This is a genomic window from Klebsiella sp. 141162 (genome assembly GCF_050600755.1).
GTDB classification, from domain to species: domain Bacteria; phylum Pseudomonadota; class Gammaproteobacteria; order Enterobacterales; family Enterobacteriaceae; genus Klebsiella; species Klebsiella aerogenes.
The window spans coordinates 12,238-27,439 of the sequence record NZ_JAQIRI010000003.1; the positions used below are offsets into that span (position 1 = coordinate 12,238).

A 15,202-nucleotide genomic window follows, 5' to 3' on the forward strand; every position below is an offset into this window, starting at 1 on the left:
TTGGTACTAAGCTTTACTTGGAGTAAAGCTCGACGATCAGGTGTTCGTTAATGTCCGCAGACAGATCAGAACGCTCCGGCTGACGCTTGAACGTACCTTCCATCTTGCCAGCATCAACTTCCAGCCAGGTTGGCTTTTCACGCTGCTCAGCCAGCTCCAGAGCGGCTTTCACGCGAGATTGCTTTTTCGCTTTCTCACGGATGCTAACAACGTCATTCGCTTTTACCTGATAAGAAGCGATGTTAACAACACGACCGTTTACCATGATAGCCTTGTGGCTAACCAGCTGGCGTGCTTCAGCACGAGTGGCGCCGAAGCCCATACGGTATACAACGTTGTCCAGACGACCTTCCAGCAGAGCCAACAGGTTTTCACCGGTGTTGCCTTTCAGACGTGCTGCTTCTTTATAGTAGTTACGGAACTGACGCTCCAGCACACCGTACATACGGCGAACTTTTTGCTTTTCACGCAACTGCACACCATAGTCAGACAGACGCGGCTTACGCGCACCGTGCTGGCCAGGAGCTTGTTCAATTTTACACTTGGTATCGATCGCGCGAACGCCAGACTTAAGGAATAAGTCAGTGCCCTCACGACGGCTCAGCTTGAGCTTAGGACCCAAATATCTTGCCATTTTCTTTCTCCAACAATCCTAGAAACGAGGCGTTATACGCGACGTTTTTTCGGCGGACGACAACCGTTATGAGGGATCGGAGTCACATCAGTAATATTAGTGATGCGGAAACCAGCGGCGTTCAGTGCACGAATAGTAGATTCGCGACCTGGACCCGGACCTTTAACCATAACTTCCAGATTCTTGATGCCGTATTCTTTTACGGCTTCTGCGCAACGCTCTGCTGCAACCTGAGCTGCAAACGGAGTGGATTTGCGAGAACCACGGAAACCGGAACCACCGGCTGTTGCCCAACCCAGCGCGTTACCCTGACGATCAGTGATGGTAACGATGGTGTTGTTAAAAGAAGCATGGATATGAGCCACGCCATCAGAGACTTGTTTTCTTACACGCTTACGTGCACGAACTGGTGCCTTTGCCATTATTCAATCACCCCGATTATTTCTTGATCGGTTTACGCGGACCCTTACGGGTACGTGCGTTGGTCTTAGTACGCTGACCGCGAACCGGAAGACCACGACGATGGCGTAAACCACGGTAGCAACCAAGGTCCATCAGACGCTTGATGCTAAGGGTGATTTCACGGCGCAGATCACCTTCAACGACAAATTTACCTACTGCTTCACGCAGAGAATCAATCTGTTCTTCAGACAGCTCACTGATCTTAACATTTTCAGCGATACCCGTTTCAGCGCAGATGGCTTTAGAGCGGGTCTTGCCGATACCAAAAATTGCGGTTAAAGCAATTACGGTATGTTTCTGATCAGGAATGTTAATGCCTGCTATACGGGCCACTATGCACTCCTACTATTTAATATGTACGTACCATGCTGAAAAGCCCGTTTTCAGGATACTCAAATGGAAACGTACAGACATACAAAAGATTGGCTGGCTAATCTAGCCAGCTCAACCCAACTTTGCAAGAAAAATATGCGAATAAATCAGCCTTGGCGCTGTTTATGCTTTGGCTCGGCACTGCAAATCACACGGATGACACCATCACGCTTAACGATTTTGCAGTTACGGCATAATTTCTTGACGGAAGCACGAACTTTCATTTTTACTCTCCGTAACTTCTCGGGCGACCAGTTAGCGGCCGTAGCCTTTCAGGTTCGCCTTCTTCAATGCAGACTCATACTGACTAGACATCATCAGAGTTTGCACTTGAGCCATAAAGTCCATAATCACGACGACAACAATAAGCAGCGAGGTTCCACCGAAGTAGAACGGCACTTTCATTGCATCACGCATGAACTCCGGGATCAGGCAGATAAAAGTGATATACAACGCACCGACCAGAGTCAGGCGGGTCATTACTTTATCGATATACTTCGCCGTTTGTTCTCCCGGACGAATTCCTGGTACAAATGCACCGGACTTCTTCAGGTTATCTGCTGTTTCACGCGGGTTGAAAACCAACGCCGTGTAGAAGAAACAGAAGAAGATGATTGCAGACGCATAGAGTAACACATAAAGCGGTTGCCCAGGCTGCAAATACAGCGAAATTGTTGTCAGCCAGTTCCAACCAGTACCGCCCCCGAACCATGACGTGATGGTCGCCGGGAACAGAATAATACTGGAAGCGAAAATTGCCGGGATTACCCCCGCCATATTCACTTTCAGCGGTAAATGTGTGCTCTGTGCAGCATAGACACGACGACCCTGTTGACGCTTAGCGTAGTTTACCACAATGCGGCGTTGACCACGTTCAACGAATACAACGAAGAAGGTCACTGCAAATACTAATACTGCAACCAACAGCAACAGGAGGAAGTGCAGGTCGCCTTGACGCGCTTGCTCGATAGTATGGGCGATGGCCGGCGGGAGTCCCGCAACGATCCCGGCGAAGATCAGGATCGAGATACCGTTTCCGATACCGCGTTCGGTGATCTGTTCGCCGAGCCACATCAGGAACATAGTCCCTGTGACCAGACTAACAACAGCGGTGAAATAGAATGCAAAGCCCGGATTAATCACCAGGCCCTGCATACCAGGCATATTCGGCAGACCGGTAGCAATACCGATCGACTGGAATATAGCCAGCACCAGAGTACCGTAGCGGGTGTACTGGCTGATCTTACGACGACCAGACTCCCCTTCTTTCTTCAGTTCTGCCAGCGGTTGATAAACAACGGTCAGCAGCTGGACAATGATCGACGCCGAAATATACGGCATGATCCCCAGAGCAAAGATAGAAGCACGGCTGAGAGCACCACCAGAGAACATGTTAAACATTTCAATGATGGTGCCTCGCTGTTGCTCAAGCAGTTTGGCAAGTACAGTGGCATCAATACCAGGGATCGGAATAAAAGAGCCAATACGGAACACAATCAGCGCACCGATAACAAACAGAAGTCTGCGTTTCAGTTCGCCAATTCCACCTTTGGCACTTTGAAAATCTAATCCCGGTTGTTTAGCCATCTGCTACTTATTCCTCAATTTTACCGCCAGCAGCTTCGATAGCAGCACGAGCGCCTTTAGTCACGCGCAGGCCACGAACAGTTACCGGACGAGTTACCTCACCAGACAGGATCACTTTCGCGAACTCGATCTGGATACCGATAATGTTAGCCGCTTTCAGCGTGTTCAGGTCTACCACATCGCCTTCTACGTGAGCCAGATCAGACAGACGAACTTCTGCGGTGATCATTGCTTTACGAGAAGTGAAGCCGAATTTCGGCAGACGACGGTACAGTGGCATCTGACCACCCTCGAAACCGCGACGTACGCCACCGCCAGAACGAGAGTTCTGACCTTTGTGACCACGACCACCGGTTTTACCGAGGCCAGAACCGATACCACGACCCAGGCGTTTACCCGCCTTTTTGGAGCCTTCGGCCGGAGACAGAGTATTTAAACGCATCTCTTACTCCTCAACTTTAACCATGAAGGAAACCGCGTTGACCATACCACGAACAGCAGGAGTATCCTCGCGCTCTACGGTGTGACCAATACGACGCAGACCCAGGCCAAGCAGCGTTGCCTTGTGTTTCGGCAAACGACCGATTGCACTGCGGGTTTGAGTAATTTTAATAGTCTTTGCCATGGTTTATTTCCCCAGAATTTCTTCAACGGATTTACCACGCTTGGCAGCGACCATATCTGGAGACTTCATATTTTCCAAGCCATCAATAGTTGCACGAACCACGTTGATCGGGTTGGTGGAACCATATGCTTTAGCCAGAACGTTACGAACCCCAGCGACTTCCAGAACGGCGCGCATTGCACCACCGGCGATGATACCGGTACCTTCGGAAGCCGGCTGCATGAATACACGAGAACCCGTGTGAGTACCCTTAACCGGGTGCTGCAGGGTGCCAGTATTCAGCGCGACGTTAATCATATTGCGACGGGCTTTTTCCATCGCTTTCTGGATCGCTGCTGGAACTTCACGCGCTTTACCGTAACCAAAACCTACGCGACCGTTACCGTCACCAACTACAGTCAGAGCTGTGAAGGAGAAAATACGACCACCTTTAACGGTTTTAGATACGCGGTTAACCGCGATCAGCTTTTCCTGCAGTTCGCCAGCTTGTTTTTCGATGTGAGCCATCTTACACCTCTACCTTAGAACTGAAGGCCAGCTTCACGGGCAGCATCTGCCAGTGCCTGGACACGACCATGATATTGGAACCCGGAACGGTCAAAGGAAACATCTTTGATGCCTTTTTCCAGAGCGCGTTCAGCAACAGCTTTACCCACAGCTGCAGCCGCGTCTTTGTTACCGGTGTACTTCAGTTGTTCAGAGATAGCTTTTTCTACAGTAGAAGCAGCTACCAGAACTTCAGAACCATTCGGAGCAATTACCTGTGCGTAAATATGACGCGGGGTACGATGTACCACCAGGCGAGTTGCACCCAGCTCCTGGAGCTTGCGGCGTGCGCGGGTCGCACGACGGATACGAGCAGATTTCTTATCCATAGTGTTACCTTACTTCTTCTTAGCCTCTTTGGTACGCACGACTTCGTCGGCGTAACGAACACCCTTGCCTTTGTAAGGCTCAGGACGACGGTAGGCGCGCAGATCTGCTGCAACCTGGCCGATCACCTGCTTATCAGCGCCTTTCAGCACGATTTCAGTTTGAGTCGGACATTCTGCAGTGATACCGGCCGGCAGCTTATGTTCAACAGGATGAGAGAAACCTAAAGCCAGGTTTACTACATCCCCTTTGACCGCTGCACGATAGCCTACACCAACCAGCTGAAGCTTTTTAGTGAAGCCTTCGGTAACACCGATAACCATTGAGTTCAGCAGGGCACGCGCGGTACCAGCCTGAGCCCATCCGTCTACGTAACCATCACGCGGACCGAAGGTCAGAGCATTATCTGCATGTTTAACTTCAACAGCATCGTTGAGAGTACGAGTCAGCTCGCCATTCTTACCTTTGATCGTAATAACCTGACCGTTGACTTTAACGTCAACGCCGGCAGGAACAACGACCGGTGCTTTAGCAACACGAGACATTTTTTCCTCCGATTAGGCTACGTAGCAGATAATTTCGCCACCAAGACCAGCTTGGCGCGCTGCACGATCAGTCATAACACCTTTAGAGGTAGAAACAACTGCGATACCCAGACCCGCCATAACTTTCGGCAGCTCATCTTTACGTTTGTAGATGCGCAGACCTGGGCGGCTGACACGCTGAATGCTTTCTACAACAGCTTTACCCTGGAAATACTTAAGAGTCAGTTCCAGTTCCGGCTTGATGTCGCCTTCAACTTTAAAATCTTCAATAAAGCCTTCTTCCTTCAGCACGTTGGCAATTGCCACTTTCAGCTTGGAGGAAGGCATGGTGACCGCAGCTTTATTCGCGGCCTGACCGTTACGGATACGGGTCAGCATATCCGCGATCGGATCTTGCATGCTCATCTGTCTTTACTCCCGTGATTCAATTGGTGACAATTACCAGCTAGCCTTTTTCAGACCCGGGATTTCACCGCGCATAGCGGCTTCACGGACCTTAATACGGCTCAACCCGAACTTCCGCAGGAAACCATGCGGACGACCTGTTTGACGGCAGCGATTACGCTGACGAGACGGGCTGGAATCACGCGGCAGAGTCTGCAGCTTGAGAACAGCGTTCCAACGATCTTCGTCGGTTGCGTTCACATCAGAGATGATAGCTTTCAGTTCAGCGCGTTTAGCGAAGAATTTATCAGCTAAAGCCACGCGCTTTACTTCGCGTGCTTTCATTGATTGCTTAGCCATTAAGTAACCCTACCTTACTTGCGGAACGGGAAGTCAAAGGCAGCCAGCAGAGCGCGGCCTTCTTCATCAGATTTCGCAGTAGTGGTAATGGTAATATCCAAACCACGAACGCGGTCGACTTTATCGTAGTCGATTTCTGGGAAGATGATCTGCTCACGGACACCCATGCTGTAGTTACCACGACCGTCGAAAGACTTAGCGGACAAGCCACGGAAGTCACGGATACGCGGTACAGCAATAGTGATCAGGCGCTCAAAGAACTCCCACATGCGCTCGCCGCGCAGAGTTACTTTACAGCCGATCGGATAGCCCTGACGGATTTTGAAGCCTGCAACTGATTTGCGTGCTTTGGTGATCAGCGGTTTTTGACCGGAGATTGCTGTCAGGTCAGCTGCTGCGTTATCCAGCAGTTTCTTGTCAGCGATCGCTTCACCAACACCCATGTTCAGGGTGATCTTCTCGACCCGAGGGACTTGCATGACAGAATTGTAGTTAAACTCAGTCATGAGTTTAGCGACTACTTCGTCTTTGTAGTAATCATGCAGTTTCGCCATCGTACTACTCCAAATTACTTGATAGTTTCGCTATTAGATTTGAAGAAACGGACTTTTTTGCCGTCTTCGAATCTAAAGCCTACACGGTCAGCCTTGCCGGTTGCCGCGTTGAAGATAGCAAGGTTAGAGACTTGAATAGCTGCTTCTTTCTCTACGATGCCGCCTGGTTGGTTCAGGGCCGGAACCGGCTTCTGATGTTTCTTAACCAGGTTGATACCTTCAACAATGACCTTGCCGGAAGACAGGACATTTTTAACTTTACCGCGTTTACCTTTATCTTTACCGGTTAACACGATAACTTCGTCATCACGACGGATTTTCGCTGCCATGATTCGCTCCTTAGAGTACTTCTGGTGCCAGAGAGATAATTTTCATGAACTTCTCGTTACGAAGTTCACGAGTTACCGGCCCAAAAATACGCGTACCGATAGGTTGCTCGCTGTTATTGTTTAAAATAACGCATGCATTACCATCGAAGCGAATGACAGAACCGTCCGGGCGACGAACACCCTTCTTGGTGCGCACCACTACCGCCTTCAGCACATCACCTTTCTTGACCTTACCACGCGGAATTGCTTCTTTGATGGTGATCTTGATGATGTCGCCTACGCCTGCGTAGCGACGGTGCGAGCCACCCAGAACCTTGATACACATTACGCGACGTGCACCGGAGTTGTCGGCGACGTTCAGCATAGTCTGTTCTTGGATCATTTTAGTGCTCCGCTAATGTCAACTACTACTGGGACCCAAAAGCTGGGTCGTTAAAAAGCCCCATATCGAGGGCGCGGCATTATAACACCGCTTCTGCAATATGGGTAGAAAAAATAAACGGCCCATCGCTGAGCCGTTTATTCGTATTGAGAATGCGTACTCTATTACAGAACCGCTTTCTCTACAACGCGAACCAGCGTCCAGGACTTAGTCTTGGACAGTGGACGGCATTCACGGATTTCAACCTTGTCGCCGATACCACATTCGTTGTTCTCGTCATGTACGTGCAGTTTGGTCGTACGTTTGATGAATTTACCGTAGATCGGGTGTTTCACAAAACGTTCGATAGCAACAACAATGGATTTCTCCATTTTGTCGCTAACTACGCGACCTTGCAGAGTACGGATTTTATCGGTCATTACGCACCCGCCTTCTGAGTCAGTAAAGTCTTAACGCGTGCAACATCACGACGCACTTGCTTCAGCAGATGAGTCTGTTGCAGCTGGCCACTTGCAGCCTGCATACGCAGGTTGAACTGCTCACGCAGCAGGTTCAGCAGCTCAGCGTTCAGCTCTTCAACGCTTTTTTCACGCAGCTCTTTTGCTTTCATTACATCACCGTCTTAGTTACAAAGGTGGTTTTGATCGGCAGTTTCGCTGCTGCCAGGCCGAATGCTTCACGGGCCAGCTCTTCCGGTACGCCGTCCATTTCATAAAGGACTTTACCCGGCTGAATCAAGGCAACCCAGTACTCCACGTTACCTTTACCTTTACCCATACGAACTTCCAGCGGCTTCTCGGTGATCGGTTTGTCCGGGAATACACGGATCCAGATCTTACCTTGACGCTTAACTGCACGGGTCATAGCACGACGTGCTGCTTCGATCTGACGTGCAGTCAGACGACCACGGCCAACAGCTTTCAGACCGAAAGTGCCGAAGCTAACATCCGTACCCTGCGCCAGACCACGGTTGCGGCCTTTGTGCACTTTACGGAATTTTGTACGCTTTGGTTGTAACATCAGCGACGCTCCTTATTTACGGCCTTTACGCTGCTGCTTTTTAGGTTGAGCAGCCGGTTCCGGTTGTTCAACAGCAGCCATACCACCCAGGATCTCACCTTTGAAGATCCATACCTTAACGCCGATTACACCGTAAGTGGTGTGCGCTTCAGAGGTGTTGTAGTCGATGTCAGCACGCAGAGTGTGCAGCGGTACGCGACCTTCACGGTACCATTCGGTACGTGCGATTTCCGCGCCGCCCAGACGGCCGCTAACTTCAACTTTGATACCTTTAGCGCCCAGACGCATTGCGTTCTGTACAGCACGCTTCATAGCACGACGGAACATAACGCGACGTTCCAGCTGAGAAGTGATGCTGTCAGCAACCAATTTAGCGTCCAGTTCAGGCTTACGAACTTCGGCAATATTGATCTGTGCAGGAACGCCAGCGATATCCGCTACGACCTTGCGCAGTTTTTCTACGTCTTCGCCTTTCTTACCGATAACGATACCCGGGCGAGCAGTGTGAATGGTCACACGGATGCTCTTAGCCGGACGCTCGATAACGATGCGAGATACAGACGCTTTAGCCAGCTCTTTAGTTAAGAACTGACGTACTTTAAAATCGCTGTCCAGGTTGTCAGCGAATTCTTTGGTGTTCGCGAACCAGGTAGAGTTCCATGGTTTGACAATACCCAGGCGAATACCATTAGGATGTACTTTCTGACCCATTGCTAGTCTCCAGAGTCTCAGCGATCGGACACAACCACAGTGATGTGGCTGGTGCGCTTCAGGATGCGATCTGCACGACCTTTAGCACGCGGCATAATGCGCTTCATGCTCGGGCCTTCGTCTACGAAAATTTTCGCAACTTTCAGATCATCAATGTCAGCGCCATCGTTGTGTTCAGCGTTAGCAATGGCAGATTCCAGTACCTTCTTGACCAGTACAGCAGCTTTTTTGTTGGTGTAGGTCAGAATATCCAGGGCCTGCGACACTTTCTTACCGCGAATCAGGTCAGCTACAAGGCGAACCTTCTGAGCAGAAGAACGAGCATGGCGATGTTGAGCTAAAGTTTCCATCTCTTCCTCCTACCTTATTTCTTCTTCGCTTTTTTATCAGCAGCGTGGCCGCGATAAGTACGAGTCGGTGCGAATTCACCCAGTTTGTGACCAACCATTTCGTCGGAAACAAAGACTGGAACGTGCTGACGACCATTATGGACAGCGATGGTCAAACCGATCATGTTAGGAAAGATCGTTGAACGACGGGACCAAGTGCGCAGGGGCTTCTTGTCTCCGCTTTCCACCGCTTTCTCTACCTTCTTCAGCAAGTGCAGGTCAATAAAAGGACCTTTCTTGAGAGAACGTGGCATGGCTTATCCTCTAAAATTATTTGCTACGGCGACGTACGATGAATTTATCAGTACGCTTGTTGCTGCGGGTCTTCTTACCTTTGGTCTGCAGGCCCCACGGGGATACCGGGTGCTTACCAAAGTTACGACCTTCACCACCACCATGTGGGTGATCGACTGGGTTCATCGCAGTACCGCGAACGGTAGGACGAACACCACGCCAGCGTGCAGCACCTGCTTTACCCAGAACGCGCAGCATATGCTCAGCATTGCCAACTTCGCCCAGAGTAGCGCGGCAGTCTGCTTCGACTTTACGCATTTCACCAGAACGCAGACGCAGGGTGACATAAGCACCGTCACGAGCAACGATCTGAACGTAAGTACCAGCGGAACGAGCCAGCTGACCGCCTTTACCTGGTTTCATTTCTACGTTATGAACGGTAGAACCAACCGGGATATTGCGCATCGGCAGGGTGTTGCCTGCTTTGATTGCAGCATCAACGCCAGACTGAATCTGGTCGCCAGCTTTCAGGCCTTTCGGGGCCAGAATGTAACGGCGCTCACCGTCTTTGTACAGAACCAGCGCGATGTTCGCGGAACGGTTCGGATCGTACTCAAGACGTTCAACAACTGCCGGGATACCATCTTTGTTGCGTTTGAAGTCAACAATACGGTAAGCCTGCTTGTGACCACCACCGATATGACGAGTGGTGATACGGCCATTGTTGTTACGACCGCCGGATTTGCTGTTTTTTTCAACCAGCGGAGCAAAAGGTTTGCCCTTGTGCAGCTCTGGGTTGACCACTTTAACAACGTGGCGACGACCCGGAGATGTCGGTTTACATTTAACAACTGCCATTGTATTACTCCTCCGACTTACTCAGCGCCGCCGACGAAGTCCAGATTCTGGCCTTCCTTCAGGGTGACGTAAGCTTTTTTCCAGTCGCTACGACGACCGATACGCTGTCCGTGACGTTTAACTTTCCCTTTAACTACCAGGGTGTTAACGACTTCGACTTCGACTTCAAACAGTTTCTGCACAGCAGCTTTGATTTCTGCTTTGGTCGCGTCTTTAGCAACTTTGAGAACGATGGTGTTGGTTTTTTCCATCGCAGTAGACGCTTTTTCAGAAACGTGCGGTGCGCGCAGCACCTTCAGCAGACGTTCTTCACGAATCATGCCAGCATCTCCTCAACTTGCTTAACAGCATCAGCAGTCATTACGACTTTGTCGAAGGCGATCAGGCTAACCGGGTCGATACCAGTCGCATCGCGTACGTCAACCTTGTGCAGGTTACGTGCGGCCAGGAACAGGTTCTCGTCCAGCTCACCGGTGATGATCAGCACATCTTCCAGAGCCATGTCTTTCAGTTTCTGAGCCAGCAGCTTAGTTTTAGGCGCTTCTACAGAGAACTTCTCGACAACGATCAGACGATCCTGACGTACCAGTTCGGACAGAATGCTTTTCAGCGCGCCGCGGTACATCTTCTTGTTAACTTTTTGACTGTGGTCCTGCGGACGAGCAGCGAAGGTTACGCCACCGGAACGCCAGATCGGGCTCTTGATAGAACCTGAACGCGCACGGCCGGTACCTTTCTGGCGCCATGGCTTTTTGCCTGAACCAGTTACTTCAGCACGAGTCTTCTGAGCACGAGTACCCTGACGCGCACCAGCTGCATAAGCAACAACAACCTGGTGAACCAGCGCTTCGTTGAAATCACGACCGAAGGTAGTTTCGGAAACAGTCAGCGCGCTCTGCGCGTCTTTCAATACTAATTCCATTGCTATCCCCTTACGCCTTCACAGCTGGTTTAACGATCAGGTCGCAGCCGGTTGCACCCGGAACACCACCTTTAACCAGCAGCAGGTTGCGCTCAGCGTCAACACGTACTACGTCCAGGCTCTGAACAGTAACGCGTTCGTTGCCCAGCTGACCTGCCATTTTCTTGCCTTTGAACACTTTGCCCGGAGTCTGGTTCTGACCGATAGAACCCGGAACGCGGTGAGACAAGGAGTTACCGTGGGTAGCGTCCTGGGTACGGAAGTTCCAGCGCTTAACGGTACCAGCGAAACCTTTACCTTTAGAGGTACCGGTTACGTCAACTTTTTTAACGTCAGCAAACAGTTCAACGCTAATGTTCTGACCAACGGTGTATTCTTCACCATCTGCCAGACGGAACTCCCACAGGCCGCGGCCAGCTTCTACGCCAGCTTTAGCAAAGTGACCAGCTTCCGGCTTAGTTACACGGTTAGCTTTTTTAGCACCAGTGGTAACCTGAATAGCGCGATAGCCATCGTTAGCCAGATCTTTGACCTGAGTAACGCGGTTTGCTTCAACTTCGATAACGGTTACTGGGATAGAGACGCCATCTTCAGTGAAGATGCGGGTCATACCCACTTTTTTACCGACTAAACCAATCATTGTATCAACCTCTCAATCGCTCGATGACCTGATTAACCCAGGCTGATCTGCACGTCTACACCGGCAGCCAGGTCCAGACGCATCAGAGCATCAACGGTTTTTTCAGTTGGCTCAACGATGTCAACCAGACGCTTGTGAGTACGAATCTCGTACTGATCACGCGCATCTTTGTTGACGTGCGGAGAGATCAGAACGGTGAAACGCTCTTTGCGGGTCGGCAGCGGGATCGGACCACGGACTTGCGCACCAGTGCGCTTAGCAGTCTCGACGATTTCCGCGGTTGATTGATCGATCAGACGATGATCAAACGCTTTAAGGCGGATACGGATTCTTTGGTTCTGCATGAGACCAGAGCTCCAATTATTTTATAGACGAAATGATTACTCCTCATACCCATTACGATTGATGGGAGAGTGTAACCGTTCTTACAGAGTTCCCCGATTGGGAACATTGTTAGGTAGCAAACTGCGCTACCAGGGCTCATATCGAACCGGCCGTCAATTTTGACAGGCCCGCGCATTATACGCAAATTCAGGCGCGACGCAAGTGCTGATTAGAAAATCATCACCACAATTTGCGCGTCTTCTCGCGCAGGCGCTCAGCAATGCAATAACACGATAAATAAGTCAGGAATAAGCCTTCCATCTTGCACAAATGCGCTTTGCGCAAACGCGCGACGATAAGCAAAGTGAGCGCATTATCCCCTAACAGGAGTGTTCCATGCTTACCGTCCTCCCCTTCTTAGTTTGCTACTGTGCATTAACCCTGGCGTTGTGCCGGCAGGACCTGCTTCACGGTCTTCTTCCCGACAGTCTCACCTGCCCGCTGCTGTGGAGTGGTTTAGTTTTTTACCTGTGTCTTGCGCCGCAGCGGCTAGAAGATGCCGTCTGGGGGGCTATTGCCGGCTATCTTTTTTTTGCCCTGCTCTATTGGCTATATCGCATGTTTCGCAGCTATGAGGGATTAGGATACGGCGACGTTAAATATCTTGCCGCCCTCGGCGCCTGGCACGGCTGGCAAAGGTTGCCACAGCTGGTATTGGTCGCCTCGCTGTTTGCCGGGATGACATGGATGACATTGGCGTTGGTCAGGAGGAGGAAGCAACAACGATGGGATTTGAACAACCCGCTGCCGTTTGGGCCATTTCTGACTGCAGCGGGTTTTTGGTGCGGTTGGCAGACGTTCGCTAGTCTGACACTTTGATCTGCGATTGAAGGTAATTTTGCAGACCGATTTTGCCGATCAGATCTAACTCGGTTTCCAGCCAGTCAATATGGCCTTCCTCATCGGCAAGGATTTCAATCATCATATCGCGACTGACATAATCATGAACGCTGTCGGCATAGGCGATTGCCTCACGCAGGTTTTGCGCGCCTTCGAGCTCCAGCCGTAAGTCAGACTGCAGCATCTCTTCGACATCCTCACCGATGCCAAGTTTGCCAAGATCCTGCAGGTTAGGCAGCCCTTCAAGAAACAAAATACGCTCGATGTACTTATCGGCGTGTTTCATCTCATCGATAGATTCATGATATTCAATATCGTTGAGGCGCATCAGGCCCCAGTTCTTGAACATTCTTGCATGAAGAAAATACTGATTAATAGCAACCAGTTCGTTTCCCAATAATTTATTGAGATAACTTATGATTTTGACATCACCTTTCATTATAAAGACCCTCCGCTTCCACTTATTGAAGCGTAGTCCGGGCTATAAGGATGTCAAAAAGAGAAGGGTCGCGATCAGGCGATTTCTTTGAATTCCGGCATGCTGGTTAATTCATCTTCCATCACTTCGCGTGCCGCGCGGACGCACTTACCGCATTGATTTCCAACGGGAATAAACTTGCGTAATTGTTGAAAAGATTGCGGTTGAAATTGACGCACAACCTGGCGGATTTTTTTATCGCTAACGCCATTGCACAAACAAACGTACATATAAACTCCCGTTCAATTTATGCACAAAGTTTAAATGAGAATAGTTATGATTACAATAGACTGTTTATTAATTATCCGTAGCGGCGCACTTTATGAATATTTAAACCAACCTGGCTTATCACCAAATCACAGACAGCAAAAAGGGCGCCGAAGCGCCCTTTTTAATTCAAAGCTAACGAATTAGCCCAGAACTTTAGCTACAACGCCCGCGCCAACGGTACGGCCGCCTTCACGGATTGCGAAACGCAGACCGTCGTCCATCGCGATCGGGTGGATCAGGGTAACAACCATTTTGATGTTGTCGCCCGGCATTACCATCTCTACGCCTTCCGGCAGTTCGATGGTACCAGTCACGTCAGTAGTACGGAAGTAGAACTGCGGACGGTAGCCTTTGAAGAACGGAGTATGACGGCCGCCTTCGTCTTTGGACAGGATGTACACTTCAGATTCGAACTTGGTGTGCGGCTTGATGCTGCCCGGCTTAGCCAGTACCTGACCACGTTCGATTTCTTCACGTTTGATACCACGCAGCAGAACACCAACGTTCTCACCAGCACGGCCTTCGTCCAGCAGTTTGCGGAACATTTCAACGCCAGTACAGGTGGTTTTCGCGGTTTCTTTGATACCAACGATTTCAACTTCTTCACCAACTTTGATGATACCGCGCTCTACACGACCGGTAACAACGGTACCACGACCGGAGATGGAGAATACGTCTTCGATCGGCAGCAGGAACGGCTTGTCAATCGCACGCTCTGGTTCCGGGATGTAAGAATCCAGGAAGCCAGCCAGTTCGATGATTTTCGCTTCCCACTCTGCGTCGCCTTCCAGCGCTTTCAGAGCAGAACCACGAACGATCGGAGTGTCGTCGCCCGGGAAATCGTACTGAGACAGCAGTTCACGAACTTCCATCTCAACCAGTTCCAGCAGCTCTTCGTCATCAACCATGTCGCATTTGTTCAGGAACACGATGATGTACGGAACGCCTACCTGACGACCCAGCAGGATGTGCTCACGAGTCTGCGGCATCGGGCCGTCAGTCGCAGCAACAACCAGGATCGCGCCATCCATCTGAGCAGCACCGGTGATCATGTTTTTAACATAGTCGGCGTGGCCCGGGCAGTCTACGTGTGCGTAGTGGCGAGTCGGGGTGTCATATTCAACGTGAGAAGTGTTGATGGTGATACCACGAGCTTTTTCTTCCGGCGCGTTATCGATCTGGTCGAATGCGCGAGCAGCACCGCCGTAGGTTTTAGCCAGTACGGTGGTGATTGCAGCGGTCAGAGTAGTTTTACCATGGTCGACGTGGCCGATAGTACCAACGTTGACGTGCGGTTTTGTACGTTCAAATTTTTCTTTAGACACGGCTATATTCCTTACTATAGTGCT

General features: G+C 50.4%; 30 protein-coding genes. 1 reads left to right on the forward strand and 29 read right to left on the reverse strand.

Annotation, left to right across the window (positions count from 1 at the left end):
* Positions 1 to 13: 13 nt before the first annotated feature.
* The 26 genes from rpsD to rpsJ all read right to left on the reverse strand — a co-directional run bounded on the left by rpsD (position 14) and on the right by rpsJ (position 12,225).
* On the reverse strand, positions 14 to 634 hold the full coding sequence (rpsD, locus tag PGR23_RS11185) for a 30S ribosomal protein S4 (RefSeq protein ID WP_002919224.1): 621 nt from the start codon (positions 632 to 634) through the stop codon (positions 14 to 16).
* A gap of 32 nt (positions 635 to 666) precedes the next feature.
* The gene (gene rpsK / locus PGR23_RS11190; RefSeq protein WP_004388621.1) at positions 667 to 1,056 is read right to left on the reverse strand and encodes a 30S ribosomal protein S11; all 390 of its coding nucleotides are present in this window, start codon (positions 1,054 to 1,056) and stop codon (positions 667 to 669) included.
* A gap of 16 nt (positions 1,057 to 1,072) precedes the next feature.
* On the reverse strand, positions 1,073 to 1,429 hold the full coding sequence (gene rpsM, locus PGR23_RS11195) for a 30S ribosomal protein S13 (protein ID WP_015369429.1): 357 nt from the start codon (positions 1,427 to 1,429) through the stop codon (positions 1,073 to 1,075).
* A 146-nt stretch (positions 1,430 to 1,575) separates the two neighbouring features.
* A complete protein-coding gene (rpmJ, locus tag PGR23_RS11200; protein ID WP_000868187.1) occupies positions 1,576 to 1,692 on the reverse strand; it encodes a 50S ribosomal protein L36 in 117 nt (38 codons plus the stop codon).
* A 31-nt stretch (positions 1,693 to 1,723) separates the two neighbouring features.
* Positions 1,724 to 3,055 (reverse strand): preprotein translocase subunit SecY, encoded by a 1,332-nt coding sequence (gene secY / locus PGR23_RS11205; protein ID WP_015703640.1) that lies wholly within the window; start codon positions 3,053 to 3,055, stop codon positions 1,724 to 1,726.
* A 7-nt stretch (positions 3,056 to 3,062) separates the two neighbouring features.
* Positions 3,063 to 3,497 carry a 50S ribosomal protein L15 gene (rplO, locus tag PGR23_RS11210; RefSeq protein ID WP_015369426.1) on the reverse strand — a complete coding sequence of 145 codons (435 nt, stop codon included), beginning with the start codon at positions 3,495 to 3,497 and terminating at the stop codon, positions 3,063 to 3,065.
* Between the two features lie 3 nt (positions 3,498 to 3,500).
* On the reverse strand, positions 3,501 to 3,680 hold the full coding sequence (gene rpmD / locus PGR23_RS11215) for a 50S ribosomal protein L30 (protein WP_001140434.1): 180 nt from the start codon (positions 3,678 to 3,680) through the stop codon (positions 3,501 to 3,503).
* A 3-nt stretch (positions 3,681 to 3,683) separates the two neighbouring features.
* Positions 3,684 to 4,187 carry a 30S ribosomal protein S5 gene (rpsE, locus tag PGR23_RS11220; protein ID WP_015703641.1) on the reverse strand — a complete coding sequence of 168 codons (504 nt, stop codon included), beginning with the start codon at positions 4,185 to 4,187 and terminating at the stop codon, positions 3,684 to 3,686.
* Positions 4,188 to 4,201: 14 nt separating this feature from the next.
* A complete protein-coding gene (gene rplR / locus PGR23_RS11225; RefSeq protein ID WP_006817270.1) occupies positions 4,202 to 4,555 on the reverse strand; it encodes a 50S ribosomal protein L18 in 354 nt (117 codons plus the stop codon).
* A gap of 9 nt (positions 4,556 to 4,564) precedes the next feature.
* Positions 4,565 to 5,098, reverse strand: coding sequence for a 50S ribosomal protein L6 (gene rplF / locus PGR23_RS11230; protein ID WP_008807049.1), 534 nt, complete (start codon positions 5,096 to 5,098; stop codon positions 4,565 to 4,567).
* A 12-nt stretch (positions 5,099 to 5,110) separates the two neighbouring features.
* Positions 5,111 to 5,503 (reverse strand): 30S ribosomal protein S8, encoded by a 393-nt coding sequence (gene rpsH, locus PGR23_RS11235; protein WP_008807048.1) that lies wholly within the window; start codon positions 5,501 to 5,503, stop codon positions 5,111 to 5,113.
* A 33-nt stretch (positions 5,504 to 5,536) separates the two neighbouring features.
* Positions 5,537 to 5,842, reverse strand: a complete 306-nt coding sequence (gene rpsN / locus PGR23_RS11240; RefSeq protein WP_002919667.1) for a 30S ribosomal protein S14 — start codon at positions 5,840 to 5,842, stop codon at positions 5,537 to 5,539.
* 14 nt (positions 5,843 to 5,856) lie between these two features.
* Complete coding sequence (gene rplE / locus PGR23_RS11245; RefSeq protein WP_003031123.1) at positions 5,857 to 6,396, reverse strand: 50S ribosomal protein L5; 540 nt, start codon at positions 6,394 to 6,396, stop codon at positions 5,857 to 5,859.
* A 14-nt stretch (positions 6,397 to 6,410) separates the two neighbouring features.
* Complete coding sequence (gene rplX, locus PGR23_RS11250; RefSeq protein WP_015369424.1) at positions 6,411 to 6,725, reverse strand: 50S ribosomal protein L24; 315 nt, start codon at positions 6,723 to 6,725, stop codon at positions 6,411 to 6,413.
* Between the two features lie 10 nt (positions 6,726 to 6,735).
* Positions 6,736 to 7,107 carry a 50S ribosomal protein L14 gene (rplN, locus tag PGR23_RS11255; RefSeq protein WP_000613954.1) on the reverse strand — a complete coding sequence of 124 codons (372 nt, stop codon included), beginning with the start codon at positions 7,105 to 7,107 and terminating at the stop codon, positions 6,736 to 6,738.
* 164 nt (positions 7,108 to 7,271) lie between these two features.
* Positions 7,272 to 7,526 carry a 30S ribosomal protein S17 gene (gene rpsQ / locus PGR23_RS11260; protein WP_002438707.1) on the reverse strand — a complete coding sequence of 85 codons (255 nt, stop codon included), beginning with the start codon at positions 7,524 to 7,526 and terminating at the stop codon, positions 7,272 to 7,274.
* Entirely contained in the window at positions 7,526 to 7,717 is a 192-nt protein-coding gene (gene rpmC / locus PGR23_RS11265; RefSeq protein WP_002919754.1) for a 50S ribosomal protein L29, read from the reverse strand. The genes rpsQ and rpmC overlap by 1 nt, the downstream gene beginning before the upstream one ends.
* Positions 7,717 to 8,127: a 50S ribosomal protein L16 gene (rplP, locus tag PGR23_RS11270; RefSeq protein WP_002919759.1), complete on the reverse strand. Its 411-nt coding sequence runs from the start codon at positions 8,125 to 8,127 to the stop codon at positions 7,717 to 7,719. Before rplP ends, rpmC begins: the two co-directional genes overlap by 1 nt.
* Positions 8,128 to 8,139: 12 nt before the next feature.
* Positions 8,140 to 8,838, reverse strand: coding sequence for a 30S ribosomal protein S3 (rpsC, locus tag PGR23_RS11275; protein ID WP_002919766.1), 699 nt, complete (start codon positions 8,836 to 8,838; stop codon positions 8,140 to 8,142).
* Between the two features lie 17 nt (positions 8,839 to 8,855).
* Positions 8,856 to 9,188, reverse strand: a complete 333-nt coding sequence (rplV, locus tag PGR23_RS11280) for a 50S ribosomal protein L22 (protein WP_002919773.1) — start codon at positions 9,186 to 9,188, stop codon at positions 8,856 to 8,858.
* Positions 9,189 to 9,202: 14 nt separating this feature from the next.
* Positions 9,203 to 9,481 carry a 30S ribosomal protein S19 gene (rpsS, locus tag PGR23_RS11285; RefSeq protein WP_001138115.1) on the reverse strand — a complete coding sequence of 93 codons (279 nt, stop codon included), beginning with the start codon at positions 9,479 to 9,481 and terminating at the stop codon, positions 9,203 to 9,205.
* 16 nt (positions 9,482 to 9,497) lie between these two features.
* Positions 9,498 to 10,319, reverse strand: coding sequence for a 50S ribosomal protein L2 (rplB, locus tag PGR23_RS11290; protein WP_015369423.1), 822 nt, complete (start codon positions 10,317 to 10,319; stop codon positions 9,498 to 9,500).
* 17 nt (positions 10,320 to 10,336) lie between these two features.
* On the reverse strand, positions 10,337 to 10,639 hold the full coding sequence (rplW, locus tag PGR23_RS11295; RefSeq protein ID WP_000617546.1) for a 50S ribosomal protein L23: 303 nt from the start codon (positions 10,637 to 10,639) through the stop codon (positions 10,337 to 10,339).
* A complete protein-coding gene (gene rplD, locus PGR23_RS11300) occupies positions 10,636 to 11,241 on the reverse strand; it encodes a 50S ribosomal protein L4 (protein WP_000424395.1) in 606 nt (201 codons plus the stop codon). Before rplD ends, rplW begins: the two co-directional genes overlap by 4 nt.
* Before the next feature lie 10 nt (positions 11,242 to 11,251).
* Complete coding sequence (gene rplC / locus PGR23_RS11305; protein WP_015369422.1) at positions 11,252 to 11,881, reverse strand: 50S ribosomal protein L3; 630 nt, start codon at positions 11,879 to 11,881, stop codon at positions 11,252 to 11,254.
* Between the two features lie 32 nt (positions 11,882 to 11,913).
* Positions 11,914 to 12,225, reverse strand: coding sequence for a 30S ribosomal protein S10 (gene rpsJ, locus PGR23_RS11310; RefSeq protein ID WP_001181005.1), 312 nt, complete (start codon positions 12,223 to 12,225; stop codon positions 11,914 to 11,916).
* Positions 12,226 to 12,601: 376 nt separating this feature from the next.
* Between rpsJ and PGR23_RS11315 the strand changes: the two genes are divergently transcribed.
* A complete protein-coding gene (locus tag PGR23_RS11315) occupies positions 12,602 to 13,084 on the forward strand; it encodes a prepilin peptidase (RefSeq protein ID WP_047047067.1) in 483 nt (160 codons plus the stop codon).
* On the opposite strand, the gene bfr is transcribed toward PGR23_RS11315, so the two are convergent.
* The 3 genes from bfr to tuf form a co-directional block, all read right to left on the reverse strand.
* The gene (bfr, locus tag PGR23_RS11320; RefSeq protein WP_015369420.1) at positions 13,068 to 13,544 is read right to left on the reverse strand and encodes a bacterioferritin; all 477 of its coding nucleotides are present in this window, start codon (positions 13,542 to 13,544) and stop codon (positions 13,068 to 13,070) included. The genes PGR23_RS11315 and bfr overlap by 17 nt on opposite strands.
* A gap of 74 nt (positions 13,545 to 13,618) precedes the next feature.
* Entirely contained in the window at positions 13,619 to 13,813 is a 195-nt protein-coding gene (gene bfd, locus PGR23_RS11325; RefSeq protein ID WP_015369419.1) for a bacterioferritin-associated ferredoxin, read from the reverse strand.
* A gap of 180 nt (positions 13,814 to 13,993) precedes the next feature.
* On the reverse strand, positions 13,994 to 15,178 hold the full coding sequence (gene tuf / locus PGR23_RS11330) for an elongation factor Tu (protein ID WP_015369418.1): 1,185 nt from the start codon (positions 15,176 to 15,178) through the stop codon (positions 13,994 to 13,996).
* Positions 15,179 to 15,202: the final 24 nt, after the last annotated feature.